Source organism: Wolbachia endosymbiont of Anurida maritima (genome assembly GCF_042182995.1).
Lineage (GTDB): Bacteria > Pseudomonadota > Alphaproteobacteria > Rickettsiales > Anaplasmataceae > Wolbachia.
Genome location: NZ_CP102058.1, coordinates 934,352 through 953,798, shown reverse-complemented (window position 1 = coordinate 953,798; position 19,447 = coordinate 934,352). Strand labels below are relative to the sequence as shown.

At 35.5% G+C, this 19,447-nt stretch carries 18 protein-coding genes and 1 tRNA gene; 12 read left to right on the top strand and 7 right to left on the bottom strand.

The genetic code is table 11. The annotated features are described in order from the left end of the window. Window positions 1-2: 2 nt before the first annotated feature. A complete protein-coding gene (gene sucD, locus NOX90_RS05135; RefSeq protein WP_375603787.1) occupies window positions 3-878 on the top strand; it encodes a succinate--CoA ligase subunit alpha in 876 nt (291 codons plus the stop codon). Between the two features lie 8 nt (window positions 879-886). Here sucD and dapF read toward each other — a convergent pair whose 3' ends face one another. Then, window positions 887-1,684, bottom strand: coding sequence for a diaminopimelate epimerase (gene dapF / locus NOX90_RS05130; protein ID WP_375603786.1), 798 nt, complete (start codon window positions 1,682-1,684; stop codon window positions 887-889). A gap of 103 nt (window positions 1,685-1,787) precedes the next feature. On the opposite strand from dapF, the gene NOX90_RS05125 reads away from it, so the two are divergent. Beyond that, window positions 1,788-2,879: a glycoside hydrolase family 5 protein gene (locus tag NOX90_RS05125; RefSeq protein WP_375603785.1), complete on the top strand. Its 1,092-nt coding sequence runs from the start codon at window positions 1,788-1,790 to the stop codon at window positions 2,877-2,879. A gap of 1 nt (window position 2,880) precedes the next feature. On the opposite strand, the gene NOX90_RS05120 is transcribed toward NOX90_RS05125, so the two are convergent. Beyond that, window positions 2,881-3,471 (bottom strand): nitroreductase family protein, encoded by a 591-nt coding sequence (locus tag NOX90_RS05120; protein ID WP_375604611.1) that lies wholly within the window; start codon window positions 3,469-3,471, stop codon window positions 2,881-2,883. 85 nt (window positions 3,472-3,556) lie between these two features. Between NOX90_RS05120 and NOX90_RS05115 the strand changes: the two genes are divergently transcribed. The 6 genes from NOX90_RS05115 to petA all read left to right on the top strand — a co-directional run bounded on the left by NOX90_RS05115 (window position 3,557) and on the right by petA (window position 9,087). Beyond that, entirely contained in the window at window positions 3,557-4,084 is a 528-nt protein-coding gene (locus tag NOX90_RS05115; protein WP_375603784.1) for a biotin transporter BioY, read from the top strand. Next, window positions 4,081-4,470 carry a DUF1284 domain-containing protein gene (locus tag NOX90_RS05110; RefSeq protein WP_375603783.1) on the top strand — a complete coding sequence of 130 codons (390 nt, stop codon included), beginning with the start codon at window positions 4,081-4,083 and terminating at the stop codon, window positions 4,468-4,470. Before NOX90_RS05115 ends, NOX90_RS05110 begins: the two co-directional genes overlap by 4 nt. A gap of 160 nt (window positions 4,471-4,630) precedes the next feature. Then, complete coding sequence (locus tag NOX90_RS05105) at window positions 4,631-5,506, top strand: tetratricopeptide repeat protein (protein ID WP_375603782.1); 876 nt, start codon at window positions 4,631-4,633, stop codon at window positions 5,504-5,506. Between the two features lie 61 nt (window positions 5,507-5,567). Continuing rightward, window positions 5,568-5,640: transfer RNA gene (locus NOX90_RS05100), tRNA-Val, on the top strand. A gap of 52 nt (window positions 5,641-5,692) precedes the next feature. After that, window positions 5,693-8,401, top strand: a complete 2,709-nt coding sequence (gene gyrA / locus NOX90_RS05095) for a DNA gyrase subunit A (RefSeq protein WP_375603781.1) — start codon at window positions 5,693-5,695, stop codon at window positions 8,399-8,401. Between the two features lie 86 nt (window positions 8,402-8,487). Continuing rightward, window positions 8,488-9,087 carry a ubiquinol-cytochrome c reductase iron-sulfur subunit gene (gene petA, locus NOX90_RS05090; RefSeq protein ID WP_375603780.1) on the top strand — a complete coding sequence of 200 codons (600 nt, stop codon included), beginning with the start codon at window positions 8,488-8,490 and terminating at the stop codon, window positions 9,085-9,087. A 9-nt stretch (window positions 9,088-9,096) separates the two neighbouring features. Here the strand turns inward: petA and priA are convergent, their stop codons facing one another. Then, window positions 9,097-11,100, bottom strand: a complete 2,004-nt coding sequence (gene priA / locus NOX90_RS05085) for a primosomal protein N' (RefSeq protein ID WP_375603779.1) — start codon at window positions 11,098-11,100, stop codon at window positions 9,097-9,099. Window positions 11,101-11,200: 100 nt separating this feature from the next. Between priA and NOX90_RS05080 the strand changes: the two genes are divergently transcribed. The 3 genes from NOX90_RS05080 to NOX90_RS05070 all read left to right on the top strand — a co-directional run bounded on the left by NOX90_RS05080 (window position 11,201) and on the right by NOX90_RS05070 (window position 13,851). Next, entirely contained in the window at window positions 11,201-11,596 is a 396-nt protein-coding gene (locus NOX90_RS05080; RefSeq protein ID WP_375603778.1) for a DnaJ domain-containing protein, read from the top strand. Window positions 11,597-11,728: 132 nt separating this feature from the next. Then, window positions 11,729-12,898 carry an IS4 family transposase gene (locus tag NOX90_RS05075; protein WP_253303197.1) on the top strand — a complete coding sequence of 390 codons (1,170 nt, stop codon included), beginning with the start codon at window positions 11,729-11,731 and terminating at the stop codon, window positions 12,896-12,898. A gap of 14 nt (window positions 12,899-12,912) precedes the next feature. Continuing rightward, window positions 12,913-13,851, top strand: coding sequence for a reverse transcriptase domain-containing protein (locus NOX90_RS05070; RefSeq protein WP_375603777.1), 939 nt, complete (start codon window positions 12,913-12,915; stop codon window positions 13,849-13,851). Window positions 13,852-14,314: 463 nt separating this feature from the next. Here the strand turns inward: NOX90_RS05070 and dxr are convergent, their stop codons facing one another. Together dxr and NOX90_RS05060 are read right to left on the bottom strand one after the other, a co-directional pair. Beyond that, entirely contained in the window at window positions 14,315-15,478 is a 1,164-nt protein-coding gene (gene dxr, locus NOX90_RS05065) for a 1-deoxy-D-xylulose-5-phosphate reductoisomerase (RefSeq protein WP_375603776.1), read from the bottom strand. A gap of 65 nt (window positions 15,479-15,543) precedes the next feature. Next, a complete protein-coding gene (locus tag NOX90_RS05060) occupies window positions 15,544-16,041 on the bottom strand; it encodes a hypothetical protein (RefSeq protein ID WP_265043335.1) in 498 nt (165 codons plus the stop codon). A gap of 415 nt (window positions 16,042-16,456) precedes the next feature. Between NOX90_RS05060 and NOX90_RS05055 the strand changes: the two genes are divergently transcribed. Then, entirely contained in the window at window positions 16,457-17,626 is a 1,170-nt protein-coding gene (locus NOX90_RS05055) for an IS4 family transposase (RefSeq protein WP_253303197.1), read from the top strand. A gap of 204 nt (window positions 17,627-17,830) precedes the next feature. Here NOX90_RS05055 and NOX90_RS05050 read toward each other — a convergent pair whose 3' ends face one another. Together NOX90_RS05050 and NOX90_RS05045 are read right to left on the bottom strand one after the other, a co-directional pair. After that, window positions 17,831-18,532 carry an ABC transporter ATP-binding protein gene (locus tag NOX90_RS05050; protein WP_375603775.1) on the bottom strand — a complete coding sequence of 234 codons (702 nt, stop codon included), beginning with the start codon at window positions 18,530-18,532 and terminating at the stop codon, window positions 17,831-17,833. Continuing rightward, window positions 18,525-19,307, bottom strand: coding sequence for an MlaE family ABC transporter permease (locus NOX90_RS05045; RefSeq protein ID WP_375603774.1), 783 nt, complete (start codon window positions 19,305-19,307; stop codon window positions 18,525-18,527). The genes NOX90_RS05050 and NOX90_RS05045 overlap by 8 nt, the downstream gene beginning before the upstream one ends. Window positions 19,308-19,447 lie beyond the last annotated feature (140 nt).

Sequence of the window (19,447 nt, the reverse complement as noted above, 5' to 3'; positions counted from 1 at the left end):
GCATGTCCGTTTTAGTAAATAAAGATACAAGATTAATATGCCAGGGTTTTACTGGTGCACAAGGTACGTTTCATTCAGAGCAAGCTATTGACTACGGGACAAAAATGGTGGGAGGTGTAACTCCTGGAAAGGGTGGTAGCACTCACCTTAATTTACCGGTTTTTAATACTGTAGCAGAAGCAAAAGAAAAGACCGGTGCAAATGCTACAGTTATATATGTACCTGCTAAATTTGTTGCTGCTGCAATACTTGAAGCAATAGATGCAAAAATAGAATTGATAGTTTGTATTACAGAGGGCATTCCTATACTTGATATGGTGAAAGTTAAGCGCGCGCTTGTTGATTCAAAAAGTCGATTGATTGGTCCCAACTGTCCGGGAATTATTACACCTGAAGAATGCAAAATAGGAATTATGCCTGGCCATATCCATAAGCGTGGACACATAGGAATTATGTCTCGCTCTGGAACTTTAACTTACGAAGCAGTAGCACAAACAACTGCTGTTGGTCTTGGTCAATCCACGTGTATCGGAATTGGGGGAGATCCAGTTCATGGTATGACATTTGTCGACTGTATGGAGCTCTTTTTAAAAGATGATGATACTCATGGTGTTGTAGTTATTGGTGAAATAGGTGGAAACGAAGAAGAAGATGTATCACATTTTGTGAAAACAGAAAAAACTAAAAAGCCAATCGTTGGTTTTGTAGCAGGTCAAACAGCACCTCCAGGAAGACGTATGGGACACGCTGGAGCAATCATCTCTTCCAGTGGTGGAAGTGCTGGTGCAAAGCTAGAAGTTATGCGAAGCGCTGGAATTGCAATTGCAGAGACTCCTGCGGTGATTGGTAAAAAAGTTTTGGAAGTAATGCATCACTAGAATTAGGGTTACAAAAACCCTATATCACCGGTCATGAATACGTTATTTGCCCATTCGATTAATAACTTACCTCCTGGTAAATCTACTGAAGTCTGTTGGGCAGTCAGATATCCACGTAGTGTGGATGCAACAAGTGCTGCACAAGCTGCACTACCGCATGATGCAGTAATGCCTGTACCCCTTTCCCAAACCCTTAAAGCTATTTTTCCAGATTTTTCTATTTGTGCAATACTAACATTTGTTTTCTGAGGAAATAATTCTTGATTTTCTAGCTTTGGTCCTAAATTTTGCAACGGTATTTCGCTTATGTTATCAACAAAAAAAACTATGTGAGGATTACCAATATTTACTGCAACTGGGTCTTTTAGCATTTCAACCTCTATAGGTAAGTGAAGAGTGTTACACTCAGTAGACAAGGGAATTTCATACCATTTTAGCAAAGGCTTACCCATGTTAACCTTTATGGATTTATCACCCACTTTAAAACACTCTAAAATGCGGTTGTTTGTTAGTTCAATAATGGAGTATTCAGCACCTTTTTCTGACATTAGCAAATATCCAACGCAACGTGCTGCATTTCCGCACATTTCAGCTTTGCTACCATCAGCATTATAGATATGCATAAAGCAATCGGCTAAACTGGAGTTTGTTATCACTATGACTTGATCGCAACCGTTTTGGTTAGCAATTTTTTTATAGTTCCAATTTAAATCATTTGCTGAACGTGAGTCTATGATAACGAAGTTGTTACCAGTTCCGTGCATCTTTACAAGCGGAACCTTATCTGTTAAGTTACTTATCACCATAATAAAATGTACATAAGTGAAAATTTTTCTTCTAATTACAGCTGTTTTGTATTCTATAGTTTTCTGTAATGTGAGTGCTAAGTCAATACCGGAGAACAGCAAAATGCTCTTTTGGCAAGCTGAGGTTAGAAAGGGAGCAAATGTTTTTAACAGAAAAATTGATAATGAGTTAATCGAAGCAGCAAAGGAATACAAAATCGGTTTTATTCGTCTTGCTCCTGACAAATTTGAAACTACGCAACGTGACTTCCTCTTAGGCAATGCAGACAATTATCAGGGCCTGATTTCCAAAGACCTGAAAGTTCTGAAAGATGTTTTAGATGCTTTTCATCAACAAAAAATACCAGTAGTCTTAACGATGCTCAGCTTGCCTGGATCTAGGTGGAAGCAAAATAACAATGATAAAGATGATTTACGTTTATGGTCAGATCAAGCTTTTCAAAAACAAGCAGCAAAATTTTGGCAAGATCTTGCAAGAGAACTTAAAGATCATCCTGCTATTGTTGGATATAATATCTTAAATGAACCACATCCAGAGAGGCTTTATAATATCGCAGATTCGGCTATTTATAATGTAGAGCAAAGCAAAGTTCAGAAGAATCTATTTAGCTTTTATAGCAGCGTGGTGGATAGTATCCGCCAAATTGACTCAGAGACACCAATAATACTTGATAGCAGCAGTTATGCTGACTCTAATGCTTTTGATAAATTTAAACCAGCTGATGATTCTAATATTCTTTATTCTTTTCACATGTATGAGCCCTTTGCTTATACAAATTTAAAACTAAATCAAGGAAGATTTTTCTATCCAGGATATATTCGTTCTGCTGACACAAATAAAACAGAGTACTGGGATAGAGACACACTCAGATCATATATGNAACCTGTGAGTATTTTCCAAAAAAAACATAAAATACCAAGCTATAGAATACTTGTTGGAGAATTTGGTGGACATCGTTCTTCAAAAGGATTAGAGCGCTATTTCCAAGATCTTGTTTCTATTTTTAATGAATATAATTGGCACTTTGCTGTTTATAGTTTTCGTGAAGACGTGTGGGACGGTATGGACTATGAACTTGGAAGCGAGAAGCTTTCATGGAAAGACTGGCAAGCAATTGAAAAAGGTACAATGAAAAAAAATTACTTGCCAGATAATCTTATTTTTAAGGTACTCAGAGAGGAATGGTCAAAGTAAGTTAACTGGTTTTTGGCCACTCATCATAAAAAAATATTTCTTCTATTGGTCTCCTTTTTTTNTCTTTGACTTCAGCACCCTTTTCCTCATAACCAACTGCTATTACTGACGTTACATTAAAATCATCGGATATATCGAATCTTTCTACTATTTTATCTCTATCAAATCCACCCATTTGATGAGCCATTAAGTTCATAGCTGCAGCCTGTAGCATAAGTGCATAATTTGCTGCACCAGTATCGTGACTAGCCCAAAGATTTTCTCCTTTACCTTGTTTGCGGAAGTTTTTAGCACTTAAAGATATGATTAACACTTGTGCATCTTTTGCCCATTTTTGATTAGATTCATCAAGGCAATTGAGCAATTTTCCCCATGCGCTTTGATTGTTTTGTTTGTTGCATATCACATATCTCCAAGGTTCATCACCAAAACATGAAGGAGTCAGCCTTACAGCTTCTATTAAAATATCCATTTCTTCCTGAGATATTGCCCTTGTAGGATCGTATGAACGCCCACTGTGCCTTGCTTTCATCAACAATAATAGACCCTGTTTGCTTATCATTTTTAATTTAATAGTGCATAAATAATTCATTGTAGCACAATATGAGCAAAATTTAAATTGCAAAACCTCTTATACACATATATTACATTTAATAAGTTATTTTTATTGGGAAGGTATGTTTATAACACAATCTAGCAGTAGATCAACACTGGCTGAAATATTGTCTTGCGTTTTACTTTTATTCTTGATGGCTCAAATAAGCATACCATTGCAGCCTGTGCCTATCACATTGCAAACTTTAGGAGTGATGCTTATTGGGCTTAAATTTAACTGCAGAACAGCATTTTATTCTGTGCTTACATATCTATCACTTGGTGCAGCAGGATTGCCTGTTTTTGCGAATTTTTCTGGTGGTTATCACATTTTTCTCGGACCAACAGGTGGATATTTAATTGGCTGTTTAGCTGCCGTTATGGTAATGAGCAAAGTAAATGAATTACTGAACTCTAAATATAAATCATTTGTGTGTAATTCTTTAAGTTGTCTGGCTGGTACAGTTATAATCTTTATTTGTGGTGTTAGTTGGCTTGCTGTTTACTTGGGTCTAAGACAAGCAATAATGGTGGGTGTTTTACCATTTATCCTTCCTGGTTTGGTAAAAATTTTTCTACTTGTAGCAGCTTTGCAATATTTGAAAAGATGATAAAACTTCGCCCTCATCATTTTATGTGCACTCTTGCATTTCAAGGGTATGGGTATTCTCAGGGTTTTGTAGAAAATTATAGGAAGATAGCAAGTGAAGTGGTTAGTACTCAAATCGAAGTAGTTGGTAACCTTGATAGTATTTGTAGTGCTTGCCCAAATCAGACTAAACAAGGTAAATGCACCACACAAGCTAAAGTTTTAGAGCTAGATAGAAGGCATATGGAAATTTTAGGAGTAAAAATTGGCGAGACTTTAACTTGGAATGAGGCAGTAAAAAAGATTAGAGAGAAAATGTCTTTAGAGAAATTCGAGTACGCATGTGAGGGGTGCAATTGGCAGCCATATGGAATATGTAAAAATGCCCTTTTAAATCTACAAAGGTAATTGACAAAATGTTAAGATAAATTGAAGCATTTTTGTGGAAATGAAGCGAAATATAGAAGACAAAAGATAAGTGCGTTCTACACAGCATATTCGTCCCACTAATTAATAATATCTTTATTATTGTATGAGATAGGTAATTTAGCATTTATGAATTTGTAATGTGTTGCANATAGCTCAAAGAAATAAGGTTTACTGGTTACACACTGCAGCCAATGCCACAACACTAGGACCTATGTTTACCTGCATGTTAATTTGCGTTGTGATTTTATGGAGGTCTTCTGTTACCTATGCTAGTGAAAATTTGGAGATACAAAAGGCCTTTGATAATGTTGTCAAGCATATAAAAGCTGATAAAAAATATAAAGATCTTGATGTTATTGAGAGAAAAAGTGACAAATTTAATATCAAAATTTCGCAGAATTCTGGCAAGAGTTTTGACATATACTCTACTTTTAAAAAAGCAAAAGATTCCTTTGAGTCAGGAGATAATGAAACAGCTATTTCTCTCCTTAATCAGATTATCGCAAAGTTTCCTTATCATAAAAATGCTTTAATTGGATTGGGAAATATTTATTACGCTAATAAAGAATACAAAAAAGCTGTAGAGATTTACACAAGACTGTTAAAAGAATACCCTAGTAACCCTTACATATTAAAAAATTTTCTGACGATAATCTCACAATATGATCCTGATCTGGCGTTGAGTGAAATGTTGAAATTGTATGATATACATAAAAATTATGCTCCTTTATTAGTAAATTTAGGTCTGATTTATATGAAAAAGGAGGATTATGTAAAAGCTAAAGAATATATGACAACTGCTATTTCCCTTGATGAAAACAATATTTTTTATACCTATAATTTAGCTGTTATTCTAGATAAACTTTCAGATTTTAAAAATGCTACAATATTCTACTTAAAGTTGTTGAACATGGCTACAACTTCGAAAGATGTGAGTGAAAAAATACCTTTATACAAAGTGACAGCAAGACTAAAATTTATAAAACTCCACAGCACGCACTCAAAGATTTCATAAAAGCTCTACATCGCTATTTTTGTTTACAATAATAATATTGAGCTATAGAATTAGATTAAAGGGGCGATTAGCTCAGCTGGTAGAGCATCTCGTTTACACCGAGGAGGTCGGCAGTTCAAGTCTGTCATCGCCCATTTGCTTAACTAAATGTTAGTATTATTAATTACTTCGATCAAAGTATAGAAAATGCAGGATAATATAGTACCAATCTCAATAGTAAAAGAGCTGGAAGATTCTTATCTTTCCTACGCAATGAGCGTTATCATAAGCCGGGCTATACCTGACGTGCGAGATGGATTTAAACCTGTTCATAGGCGCATATTATATGCAATGTCGAGAGCTGGATTCGATGCCGGTAAGCCATATAAAAAGGCAGCTCGTATAGTAGGGGATGTAATGGGAAAATACCATCCTCACGGAGATGGAGCAATTTATGCTTCATTAGTCAGAATGGCTCAAGATTGGTCTCTTCTTTTGCCTCTTATTGATGGGCAAGGTAATTTCGGTTCAATAGATGGCGATCCAGCAGCTTCAATGCGATACACAGAAGCAAGGCTTCACAAAGTGTCGCACTTCTTACTGAATGATATTGATGAAGATACAGTTGATTTTAGGCCAAACTATGATGGAAATGAAACAGAGCCTGTTGTACTGCCTGCAGAATTTCCGAATCTATTGGTAAATGGTGCAAGCGGTGTTGCAGTTGGTATGGCAACCAATATTCCTTCTCACAACCTTGGAGAAATAATAGATGCTTGTATGTTATATATAGATAATCCTGAAGTTACTTTGGATGAGTTACTTGAAGTGATGCCAGGGCCGGATTTCCCAACTGGGGGAACGATTCTTGGAAGGTCTGGAATAAGATCAGCATTTGCAACGGGTCGTGGATCAATTGTTGTGCAAGGCAAGACTCACATGGAAGACTTGCCACAAGATAGGCAAGCAATAGTGATTGATGAAATACCTTACCAGGTAAATAAAGTAAAATTAATTGAGAAGGTAGGTGAGCTTGTAAAAGAAAAAAGAATTGATGGCATAACAGAAATTAGGGATGAATCCGATAAGTCTGGTATTAGAGTAGTAATTGACCTCAGAAGGAATGCTGAAGCAAGTTTTATACTTAATCAAATATTGGGACTAACTCCACTAAGAAGTAGTTTTAGTGTTAACACTTTAGTGCTCAATAACAACAGGCCTGCTTTGATGTCATTAAAAGAAATCATAGAGGCCTTTATTGATTTTAGAAAAGAAGTATTAATTCGAAGAACAGAATTTCGTCTAAGAAAAACGAGAGAAAAAGCTCATATATATATAGGACTCTACATTGCGGTCCTCAGCATAGATGAAGTGATAAAAATCATCCGTAGTGCAAAAGATCCTGCGGAAGCAAGTAGAGAACTTTTAAATAAAGAATGGAAAACTTCGAATGAAATCAACACTATTATTGAGTTGATTTCAGATAGCGCAAGCTTTTTGAAAGACGGAGTGTATAGATTAACTGAGCTACAAATTAAGGCTATCCTTGATATGAAACTGCAGCGTTTAACAGGTCTTGAAAAAGACAAATTAGAAGCTGAGCTAAGTTCAATGATCAACCTGATAAAAGAATATATCGCTTTTCTTGGCTCAGGAGAGAAGTTGATGAAAGAAATAAAAAACAATCTACAAGAAATAAAGAACAGATTTGCTGTGCCGCGAAAAACTTCAATAGAGGAATCAGATACGGACATTGAAGCTGAAGATCTAATTCCACAAGAGGATATGGTGATAACCGTAACTATGAATGGTTATATCAAGCGTGTGAAACTTTCTCACTATAGAACTCAGCGTCGTGGTGGAAAAGGAAAGCTAGGACAGGGATTAAAAGAGGAAGACGTAATTACAGAATTATTTGTGACAAATACTCACACTAGTGTTTTGTTCTTCTCTAACATTGGTCGAGTTTATAGATTAAAAGTTTATAAGTTACCTCTTGCAGAACCAACTGCACGTGGAAGAGCGCTTGTTAACATATTTCCGCTTAGCGATGGTGAAACTATAACTAATATCATGCCATTGCCAAGTGAAAATGACGAAAATCAAAACATAGTTTTTGCTACTGCTCATGGGAACATAAGGCGCAACTCTTTAGCGGATTTTCACTATATTCCAAGTAATGGAAAAATAGCAATAAAGCTCGATGAAGGAGACAAATTAATATCGGTTAAAGTATGCAATGAAATTGATCATGTTTTACTTTCAACAATGCTTGGAAAAAGTATCAGATTTGTTGTAAGTGACGTGCGTCAATTTAAGAGTCGCAATTCAGATGGCGTAAGAGGTATCAAACTTGCAAAGAATGACAGCGTGATATCCATGACCATATTAAATGGGATAGGTGTAGCAACAGAAACAAAAGAACTTTACTTAAAAGTTCCACTTGCAAAAAGACTGGGAACTGCAATTAATAACTCCATTGATTCTAAATTGGAAAAGACTTTGAATGATTTAGGAATAGATAACGAATTATTCTTAAAACTTGCAGTGAATGAGGAGTTTATATTAACTATTACCGAAAATGGCTTTGGTAAAAGAACTTCTGCGTATGAGTATAGAATAACTAACAGGGGTGGTGTTGGTATCACCAATATTCTTACTACTAGCAGAAACGGTAATGTTATTGCTAGTTTTCCAGTTGAGCAGGGTGATAATATAATGCTTATTACAGATAAAGGAAAGTTAATTCGTATTTCAGTAAATGATATCAGGATTGCAGGACGTAGCACTCAGGGAGTAACTCTATTTAAAACAGAAAGTAGAGAAAAGGTGGTGTCAGTAGCGAAAATTGAAGATCCTGATTCCACTGAAGATAGTATTTCTGAAGTTGAAAACTCTATCTCTTCTCAACTGTAGTACAGGTTAAACAAAAAGCGCAAGTTTTTGTTGATTAATACGCAGTATTTAAATTAAAATATATACTTATGGCTAAGTAAAGATTAATGGACAAACATTTAACTAAAAATAAAAAATCACTGGCAGACAAAGAGGATAAAAAAACACCTCCTGTTAAAGATCTTACTAAAAATAAGAGTAGGAGAGATTTTATAACATTAACTACATGCGCTATGGCAGGTATAGGAGCTGCAAGTGGACTTTGGCCACTGGTTAAATCTATGAATCCTTCTGCTGAAGTTCTAGCAACTTCCACAGTGGAAGTGAATTTGTCTGGAATTCAGGAAGGACACGGAGTAAAAGTAAAGTGGCAAGGTAAACCAGTATTCATTCGTAGACGCACAAAGCAAGAAATTGAGGTTGCAAGAGCTGTAAATACAGAGAACTTGAGGGACCCTCAATCAGATGAACAGAGAGTACACAAAGGAAAAGACGAATGGTTAATCATGATCGGAATATGTACACATCTTGGGTGTGTGCCGGTTGACCACACTACAAGAGATGGTAATGGTTGGTTCTGTCCTTGCCACGGCTCATATTATGATACATCAGGCCGAGTAATTGGGGGTCCTGCACCGAAAAATATGGCTGTACCTGATTATTTTTTTCCCAGTGAGAATGTTGTGATAATTGGCAAGAAGGCTTAACGGAACTCGTTAAAAAAAACTCACAGGATCAACATCTATTATCACTGCAATACTCGAATTCAAGTTACAATTTCTAATCCAACATTTCAGCTTTTTTTGTATGGATAAACTGTGCTTATTGTGTATTTTTAGCAACACCCTATACCGATACTTATTATTTAAAAAATTTATCGCTGCTGGTGATGGGCCAAGAATTTCAAATTCCTTTTTGTCTGCACCTACATTTTTTTCCTGGATACAAGTAGTTGAGCTACTTGGATGACAGAGAAGAGATTTTACTATTTCATTCGCTGCTTTTTGTGTTGCAATCTGATTCTTACCACAAATTATAAGCGCTATTAATCTGCTAAATGGTGGCATTTTGGCTTCGCGTCTTGACTCAAGTTCGATTTCATAAAATGAATCCCTTTTTTGGTGTAGCAATGCTTTTATTATTGAACTTTCAGGATTATTGGTTTGCACTATTACCATTCCTTTTTCATTAAACCTTCCTGACCTGCCTGCAACTTGGTGCAACAATTGATACGTCTTTTCCGCTGCTCTTAAATCAGAATTTTCGAGACTCAAATCTGCATTCATTACTCCAACCAAAGTTAATTTGGGGAAATTGTGCCCCTTAGCAATTATTTGTGTGCCGATTATAATGTTCACCTCTTCTTTCAGTACCAAGTCAATTACGTTACTAACCGACTTCTGATCGCTGCTTATCATCGCAGTTTTTGCGTTTGGTATTAATTTCACCATTTCTTCAAGTAACCTTTCAATTCCTACGCCATAAAGTGACAATGACTGTTCACTTTGGCAATTAGAACATTTTTCTGGAAGTTTCAATTGATAAGAGCAATGATGGCACAAAAGAGCATTTTTTTTCTTGTGATATGTAAGCCAAACAGCACAATTTAAGCAGGAAATTTTATATCCACACTTTTTACAAACTGCCAGTTGTGCATACCCTCTGCGGTTTAGAAAAAGCATAACCTGCTGTTTTTTCTCTATGGTTTGTTTGATGCTTTCAAAAAGCTCAGAGGAGATCCATTGCTTGTTGCTTCTCATATCCACTACTTTAATGAGTGGCAATTCTGCACCACCAAATCGTTTAGTTAACTTTACATGATTGTAATTGCCTATTTTAGCATAATGAATGGTTTCAAGTAGTGGAGTAGCTGATGATAAAATTATTGGAATATTTTCAAATTTGGCTAAGATTATCGCCATATCTCGAGCATTATATATAATTCCCTGTTCTTGTTTAAAAGATGAGTCGTGCTCTTCATCAACGATAATCAATTTTAGGTTTTTATAAGGCAAAAAAAGCGCTGACCGCGCTCCAATAATTATTTGTGCATTTCCGTTTGCCACACTGAGCCAGTTATTCCGGCGAGTTTTTGGAGTGAGCCCCGAATGCCACTCAGCTAAGTTTCTTGATATCTGACTGCGAATACGATTTACCAATTGTGAAGTTAAAACAATTTCAGGTAGGAGGATTAAAATTTGTGCACTGTTTACAGTTTCTACCAATTTTGCAACTACGGATAAGTAAACTTCTGTTTTTCCAGATCCTGTCTCACCGTCAAGCAAAGTCACTGAATACTCATTCAAACTGCTGATTATTTTATCGCTAGCTATCTGCTGTTCAGGGTTTAATTGGCAACTTATTTCACTTATTTCCTGCTTCTGCTTAGCACAAACCAATTTATCTATGTGATTTACTTTTAACACTCCTCCCATTATCACTTTTGCAAGCATACCAATAGGTATTAAGTTATACTGCGCAACCCACTCTGCAAATGCGATCAATTTTGGTCTAATATTTGGTAGATCGATTTTTTGCTCAATAAATTTTAATTTCCGATCGCTCTTGTCACTATATCTCCAAACTATCCCGATCAAGCGTTTTTTGCCAAATGGCACCACCACGTAATCTCCAATTGAAATTTCAGTATTTTCCTCAATTGCATATGAAAATAACTGATCAATTGGAAGTGGTAGTAATACGTCAACTGTTCTTGTCATAGCAGCTTAAGTTTAGCACTGTTTTGAAAATATTCGTTTGATTTTTGTGGGTTAAACTGGTATAGTATTATACTAAATTAATTTGATTGGGGGGGTGAGTATGATTCCAAAAACACGTAAAGAAGCATTTAAAGTACTAGAATTACCAGAGAGTGAAAAAACAGAAGAGATCAAGAAGGCATATCACAAGCTTGCACTCAAATGGCACCCTGACAAACACTCAGACAAAAGCCAAGAAGAGAAAGACAAAGCAACAGAAAAGTTTAAGGAAATAATTGTAGCATATGGAATATCAACAGACGAGATCAAGGAAGAATTCATCCAAAAGCAGCCTAATGATGATTGGATTAACAACTTGGCTGAATATTTTGAAAACAGGGCAAAAGAACTTTATAGAGAACGCTACGGCTCACATCTAAGTGAAGAAGAGGTTGATTTATTTGAGGCTCTTGATGATAAAGATCTAGCCAAGACGGCTTTGTTGCATAGCGAGTAGAGATAGGAGAAAAAAAGAGAGAAAATTAAAAAAGAAGTGGTTACTCTATTGAAAAATGAATGCTTTAGGGAGTGTATGCATAAGTGTTGAAAGTAACACAAAAAAGACATAAAGAACTATTATTGCAAGAAAATGGAGGCAATAATGGATCAAATAGAAAGAGTACTAAATTTAATAAAAGATGAGGATTTAGAAAGGCTAGGAAAATTAAGTGAAGTAGATAAATGTAATACTAAATTGTTGGGCAAGATTATATTTAAAGGTCTAATGAAGTTAATATTAATGGGGCAAAAAACAAGCCTAAGAGCGCTAGAAATGGTAATAAACAGGTGTATAATGGATAAGAATAGCGATAAAAGTACAGTAACATACAGTGGTTTGTCAAAAAGGTTAAAAGTTATAAATCCAGAATATTTTAAGGGAGTATATATTGATTTGATGAGCAAGATTAAAAAGCTATTACCCCAAAAAACATCAAATAACTTACATAAGTTTGATTCGACGATCATAAATTTATCGGGATATCTCATAAAAGATGGGCTAAAAATAGGCGGTAAAAGTAACGACAGTCAAGTTAAAGTGAGTGTAGGATTAAAGGATCAATTGCCGACAAGTATAAGATTTTGTAAAGGACAAGAAGAAAGTAGTGAAGATATAGCATTAGTGAGAGCAATTAATGAAGCTAAAGTTGAAAAAGAGGATATTTTATTATTTGATAGAGGAATCAGAAAAGTTGGAACTTTTGCCGAATTTGATGAAAAGGAGTACAAATTTATCACAAGAGTTAAAGTGGGAAGAAAACATGATGTTATAAGCAGGAACAAAGTTATAAGAGAACAAAAATCGGATGGATCAGAGATTTTAGAAGATATAATAGTTAATCTTTATCGTGCACGAGGTAAAGTGGCAGAAAAGCATGATCTACGGCTAATAAAAATCAGAAATAAAATTGGAGATGAAATATGGTTTTTGACAAACTTGTTTGAAATGCCAGCTTATGAAGTAACAGAGCTATATAGGCGCAGATGGGATATAGAAGTGTTCTTTAAATTTATAAAGCAAAATCTTGGATATAAGCACTTTTTAAGCCATACTATGAATGGCATGAAGGTGTATATTTACATGATTATTATTACGGCTTTGTTATTTCTTGTTTATAAAATCAAAAATAATCTACATGGGTTCAAAATAGCATTACTGCAATTCACATTGGATCTAAATGACTCTTTTATACGTTCGATTGTTTTACTGTCGGGAGGTAATTTACATGCCGTTGATCATCTCATATCACGTTATTTTTGATACTTTCAACACTTATGGGATATAGACCTAAGCGTAATGCGCATGAAGCAGTACAAAAAGTAACGGAAGCAGCAATCAAAGGCAATACAAAAGTAATTGACGTAGATCTGAAATCCTACTTCGACAATGTGCGACATCATATTCTGATGGAAAAGATTGCCAAAAGAATAAATGACAAAGAAATCATGCGCATGATTAAGCTAATCCTCAAAACAGGAGGAAAACGAGGAATAGCACAAGGATCACCACTTTCGCCACTACTAAGCAATATATACCTAAATGAGGTAGATAAAATGTTGGAGAAAGCAAAAGAGGTGACCAAAGAAGGAAAGTACCAACGTATGGAATATGCCAGATGGGCAGACGATTTAGTGATACTGATTAGTGAACACCCGAAACGGGAATGGCTAGAAAGAGCAGTATACAGAAGGTTGGAAGAAGAATTAGCAAAACTAGAAGTGAGCGTAAATGAAGAAAAGACAAAAGTCATCAACCTAAAGAAAGGAGAAACATTTAGCTTCCTAGGGTTTGATTTTCAAGAGAATATCACAAAACAAGGAAAGTGGAATGTCAAGAAAACACCGCAGATGAAAGCACGAACAAACCTGCTACGCAAGTTGAAGGAAATATTTCGGCGCCATAAATCGCAACCGATAAAAAGAGTGATAAATGACATCAATCCGATATTGAGAGGGTGGGTAAACTACTTTAGGATAGGAAACTCTAGTCGAAAGTTCAGTTACGTAAAACACTGGGTGGAAAAGAAGGTAAGACGCAATTTAATGCGAGCCAGGAAAGCAAAGAAAGGGTTTGGTTGGAAGAAATGGAGTAGCGAATGGATATACAAAACGCTGGGTCTATATTCAGACTACAGAATAAGGTATTACAAACCGAAAGCATCACCAGTACAATATGTTATAAACTTTGGTAAAGAATCTGCTAGGAAAGCGTAGTGCGGATGCTGCGTTTGACGAGGCGGGAGCTGGAAACGTTAACATGGGAATTTGGATTGAGGCCCACAGTGAAAACGACGGAATAGCCACTAAACCCTAAAGGAGGCGCGCCAGTTCTCGACCCTACAGATTCTTTTAAAGGTTAAATCCAGCTTAGGGTCGAGAAACTTAGATAAAGCCATAGCCAAAGTGCTTAAAAATATTAATAATTATACACTATTATTAACAATTATTCAACCATATTTTTGAAAATAGCTATAGCTATGCCGCCGCGAACCGTCATACCGCGATTCATTCGCGGTATCTCTTAGCCGCTAACAAGTAGAGGGATGACGATTGTCGGTAAATCTAAGTCAGTTTAGCTATAGGCAGCAATTTTCTGTATTTACTTTAAATTGAAGAAAGCTCAAATGAAAGATCGTGTTTTGCTAAAAATCACAGAGTGCAGTCTGGTTACATTACTCTAGCTATATGCAACAACTTTACTTTCAACAATTTTATTAGCAATAATACGACTTTCACAATCAATATTTATTATATCAGATAGTGAATTAATATCAGTATAACTATCAAAATTTTCCATTGTTGATTCCACTACCTCTACTATTTCTAAAAAGCCGATTCGTGACTTCAAAAATTCATTAACAGCTACTTCATTTGCAGCATTGAGCACAATACTGTTTGTTTGTGGAGCAAAAGAGTTTAACACTTCCATGCTAAGCTTTAGCACAGGGAAATGCTTATGGTCTGGCTCTTGAAAGGTCAATTTTCCTTGCTTTGTTAGGTCTAGTTTATAATTTAAAGCTGATCTTTCCGGCCAAGATAGAGCATATGAAATAGGAATTGCCATGTCAGTTTCTGCAAGCACAGCAAAGTTGAACCCATCCTTATAAGTTACAATTCCATGTACTATTGACTCAGGATGCACTACTGCTTCAATTTTATTCGGGCTGATATTAAATAAGTTATGTGCTTCTATTATCTCTAGTGCCTTATTCATCATTGTTGCGCTATCAACCGAGATTTTCTTTCCCATATTCCAAGTAGGGTGACTAAGCGCCTTATCTACCATAACATTTTTTAATTGCTCAAGGCTATAATTTAAGAATGGTCCACCAGAAGCAGTAAGTATGATCTTTTCTACGCATTTATCGTCATTTTGCAAAACTTGAAAAATTGCATTGTGCTCAGAGTCAATAGGGATTATTTGTACATTTTTTTCTTTAGCTTTTTTGAGTAATAACTTTCCACCGCAAACAATGCTTTCTTTGTTTGCCAATGCAATGACTTTGGTACCGCTTTCTATAACTTTCATAACTGGCCCAAGGCCTGCAATGCCAACTATTGCAACGACTGAGAGATCAACAGGTATAGCAGCAACATTTGTAGCACCAATTGCTATTTTTACATCTGTACCAAGTAAACTTTCTTTCAAATCTTTGTAAAGCCTTTCATCGGAGATAGCAACATATTTTGCATTTAGCAGCTTTGCTTGGTGTGCCAGTAGAGCAAAGTTCGAATGGGCACTTAGTGCTTCCACTTGGTATTCTTCTTTTCTCTTTGAGAGCAAATCTACAGTCTTTTTTCCAATGCTTCCTGTTGATCCTAAAACTGAAACCTTTTTCACTAAGACAAACTCATAACAATAGCAACTTTTCTTGCGAACCCAACTATTCAATAGTTTTTAAGCGTTTAACCAAGTTCATGTCCGTGGTCATCGCCAACAGATGGTGAAGGACCAGGTGAAAAAGATTGACCATGGTGATCACCTGCATCATGCATGTCTTGCAAACCATCAGCATTATGAGCTATTTCGTTATTGGCATGAGGGTAATCATCTGAGTGATGTCCATCATCACCATGAGCCATATCCATTCCTTCTGATGGCATATCTTCCCCACCTCCACCTGAAAAATATTCTGCAAGGCCTTCAAGAAGTTTTATGCCAAACATATTACCTGACTTTCCAAACAGTGTTACTAGACTACTGCCACTCACCAAACCTTCAAACACGTTACTATAAGCAGCAATTGCTCCTTCATGAAAATTGAACAACCATTTCATTCCATCCACGACTGTTGAAACAGAGTCACTATGACCAAGACCAAAACCACTTTTCTCACCAGCAGCTTCTTGGTGTTGCTGCTGCGCTTGCCATTCTGCAATGTTTGGACCTTGAGCTTCACTCATAAATTTTTACTCTCAACCTTAAGCTATTATTTTATCACAAATATTGCAAAATATCAATAAGGTTCTTAAATATATAACTAATACAAACAGTTCTGTTATCTTATATATAGCTAAACTGACTTACGACAATTTGAAAAACCGTCATCCCGCTACGTGTTAGCGGAATCTATACCGCGCATAACTGTACGAACATTGTGATTTTGGCCCATCAGATCCCAGTGCTTGACACTGGGATCCAGCTTTTTCATAATCATCAAAACGCTGTATTTTAACATAAAACGGCTACTTTTATGCTTACCAACTTAATAAAATTCCTGGATTCCAGTGTCAAGCACTGGGATGACATCATAGGGGCGCTGGGCATAAGTGTTGAAAGTAACACAAAAAAGACATAAAGAACTATTATTGCAAGAAAATGGAGGCAATAATGGATCAAATAGAAAGAGTACTAAATTTAATAAAAGATGAGGATTTAGAAAGGCTAGGAAAATTAAGTGAAGTAGATAAATGTAATACTAAATTGTTGGGCAAGATTATATTTAAAGGTCTAATGAAGTTAATATTAATGGGGCAAAAAACAAGCCTAAGAGCGCTAGAAATGGTAATAAACAGGTGTATAATGGATAAGAATAGCGATAAAAGTACAGTAACATACAGTGGTTTGTCAAAAAGGTTAAAAGTTATAAATCCAGAATATTTTAAGGGAGTATATATTGATTTGATGAGCAAGATTAAAAAGCTATTACCCCAAAAAACATCAAATAACTTACATAAGTTTGATTCGACGATCATAAATTTATCGGGATATCTCATAAAAGATGGGCTAAAAATAGGCGGTAAAAGTAACGACAGTCAAGTTAAAGTGAGTGTAGGATTAAAGGATCAATTGCCGACAAGTATAAGATTTTGTAAAGGACAAGAAGAAAGTAGTGAAGATATAGCATTAGTGAGAGCAATTAATGAAGCTAAAGTTGAAAAAGAGGATATTTTATTATTTGATAGAGGAATCAGAAAAGTTGGAACTTTTGCCGAATTTGATGAAAAGGAGTACAAATTTATCACAAGAGTTAAAGTGGGAAGAAAACATGATGTTATAAGCAGGAACAAAGTTATAAGAGAACAAAAATCGGATGGATCAGAGATTTTAGAAGATATAATAGTTAATCTTTATCGTGCACGAGGTAAAGTGGCAGAAAAGCATGATCTACGGCTAATAAAAATCAGAAATAAAATTGGAGATGAAATATGGTTTTTGACAAACTTGTTTGAAATGCCAGCTTATGAAGTAACAGAGCTATATAGGCGCAGATGGGATATAGAAGTGTTCTTTAAATTTATAAAGCAAAATCTTGGATATAAGCACTTTTTAAGCCATACTATGAATGGCATGAAGGTGTATATTTACATGATTATTATTACGGCTTTGTTATTTCTTGTTTATAAAATCAAAAATAATCTACATGGGTTCAAAATAGCATTACTGCAATTCACATTGGATCTAAATGACTCTTTTATACGTTCGATTGTTTTACTGTCGGGAGGTAATTTACATGCCGTTGATCATCTCATATCACGTTATTTTTGATACTTTCAACACTTATGGGGCGCTGGGATGACACCCTCCTGCTAGACAATGTTCGTACAGCTATGGAATGAATCGCGGTATGACGTGTTGCTTGGGTCAGCTATAGGATCCAGTTTGAAAAAAATCTGAATTCCAATGTCCGCTACCTTTTACAGAGTGAAAACTCAAAAATATGATTGTTAGCAATAGTGTATATATCTTTAGCTATCTATAATGAATGAATTTTTTTATATATTCGTTATTAGTATTTTGTATTTCCTGAACAGTTCCATGGGAAATGATCTCCCCTTCATATAATACTGCTATTTTGTCAGCTATTTTAAATGCGCTACGAATATCATGTGTAATCGTGATAATTGTAGGGTTAAAGTCTTTAGATAATTTTATTATTATCTCGTTTACTATATCTGACATAATTGGGTCCAATCCTGAAGTTGGTTCATCCAAAATAATGATTTCTGGATTGTGTGCAATCGCCCTTGCAAGTGCTACTACTTTCTTCATTCCGCCTGATAGCTCTATTGGAAACATATCTGCTATGTTTTCCTCCAGTCCAACATCATTTAATTTCTCGATTGCTAGCTGTTTTGCCTCCTTTTTGCTGATATTAAAGCGCTTTTTGTAATTAAAAGATATATTTTCCCACACTGTAACGTAGTCAAATAAAGCGGAATTTTGAAATAAAACCCCAAATTTATTTTTGCTTTTACTATTTATTTTAACAGACCCTGAGTCTGGCGCCAGCAAGCCAATGATTGTTTTTGTTAATACAGACTTGCCGCTCCCTGAGCCGCCAAGTATGACTAATGATTCCCCTTTCGATATATCAAAATTTAGATCTTTTAGTACTGTCCTATCATCAAAAGATAAGCTTAAGTTCAATATTGATATTATGGGGTTACGCATGTATCAAAGTAATCATGTAGTTTGCTAAAATGATCAGTATGGACGATAAAACAACAGTTGATGTTGTAGCAACACCTACTCCTCGTGCACCTTCTTTGCAATGGTAACCGTAATAGCAGCTTGAGACAGAAATTATGGCGCCAAATGCAGTTGCTTTTATTAGCCCAGTTATAAAATCATACGTATTAAAGAACTGAACTGTGTGTTTAATGTATATATTTAAATTGTGGTTAAATTCGAAGACTGCAGTGATACATCCTCCAAATATTCCTATTAAATCTGCACATACTGTAAGTATGGGAAATACTATGATTGACGCTAAAATCCTTGGTGCAATTAAATATTTAAAAGGGTTGATATTCAAAGTTGTAAGTGCATCTATTTGCTCGGTGATGCGCATTGTACCAATTTCTGCTGCAACTGATGATCCAACCTTTCCTACCATTATTAAGCTGATCAAAACTGGTCCTAACTCTTTAATGACAGTGATCGTAACAAGTTTGGGTATTATCTGCTCTTGGTTAATTAATGAGTCACTCAAGCTACTTTGTAAAACTATCGCCGCTCCTATAAAAACTCCAGTGAGCCCAACAATTGGCAGAGAGAAAAAGCCTATCTCTATAATTTGTCTTGCTACGTTGCTAAAATAATATGGCGGCACAAGGCAGTGATATAGAGATTGAATAAAAAACATGAATGCACTACCAAGCCTTAACAAAAAATTGATAAAGTACCTACCAATTATTCTAACACTATTTATATCAAAAAAGCTCACTTTGTATTCATTTTAGCTAGAGAGTCTTACTGATTTTATTAAAATTTTTATTAACTTTATCGCAAAGTATAGCTGAGATATGTTTTAAGTTCAACATACTTGATGTTTTAATTTAAAGCTCTTGCTAACCCAAGCAACAC

Bases quoted from the DNA above. Each gene is read 5' to 3' on its own strand.
- NOX90_RS05110 (WP_375603783.1), top strand. From the start codon at position 4,081: ATGATAAAACTTCGCCCTCATCATTTTATGTGCACTCTTGCATTTCAA.
- NOX90_RS05075 (WP_253303197.1), top strand. From the start codon at position 11,729: ATGGAGGCAATAATGGATCAAATAGAAAGAGTACTAAATTTAATAAAA.
- gyrA (WP_375603781.1), top strand. From the start codon at position 5,693: ATGCAGGATAATATAGTACCAATCTCAATAGTAAAAGAGCTGGAAGAT.
- dapF (WP_375603786.1), bottom strand. From the start codon at position 1,684: ATGGTGATAAGTAACTTAACAGATAAGGTTCCGCTTGTAAAGATGCAC.
- NOX90_RS05080 (WP_375603778.1), top strand. From the start codon at position 11,201: ATGATTCCAAAAACACGTAAAGAAGCATTTAAAGTACTAGAATTACCA.
- priA (WP_375603779.1), bottom strand. From the start codon at position 11,100: ATGACAAGAACAGTTGACGTATTACTACCACTTCCAATTGATCAGTTA.
- sucD (WP_375603787.1), top strand. From the start codon at position 3: ATGTCCGTTTTAGTAAATAAAGATACAAGATTAATATGCCAGGGTTTT.
- NOX90_RS05055 (WP_253303197.1), top strand. From the start codon at position 16,457: ATGGAGGCAATAATGGATCAAATAGAAAGAGTACTAAATTTAATAAAA.
- NOX90_RS05060 (WP_265043335.1), bottom strand. From the start codon at position 16,041: ATGAGTGAAGCTCAAGGTCCAAACATTGCAGAATGGCAAGCGCAGCAG.
- NOX90_RS05115 (WP_375603784.1), top strand. From the start codon at position 3,557: ATGTTTATAACACAATCTAGCAGTAGATCAACACTGGCTGAAATATTG.
- NOX90_RS05050 (WP_375603775.1), bottom strand. From the start codon at position 18,532: ATGCGTAACCCCATAATATCAATATTGAACTTAAGCTTATCTTTTGAT.
- petA (WP_375603780.1), top strand. From the start codon at position 8,488: ATGGACAAACATTTAACTAAAAATAAAAAATCACTGGCAGACAAAGAG.
- NOX90_RS05070 (WP_375603777.1), top strand. From the start codon at position 12,913: ATGGGATATAGACCTAAGCGTAATGCGCATGAAGCAGTACAAAAAGTA.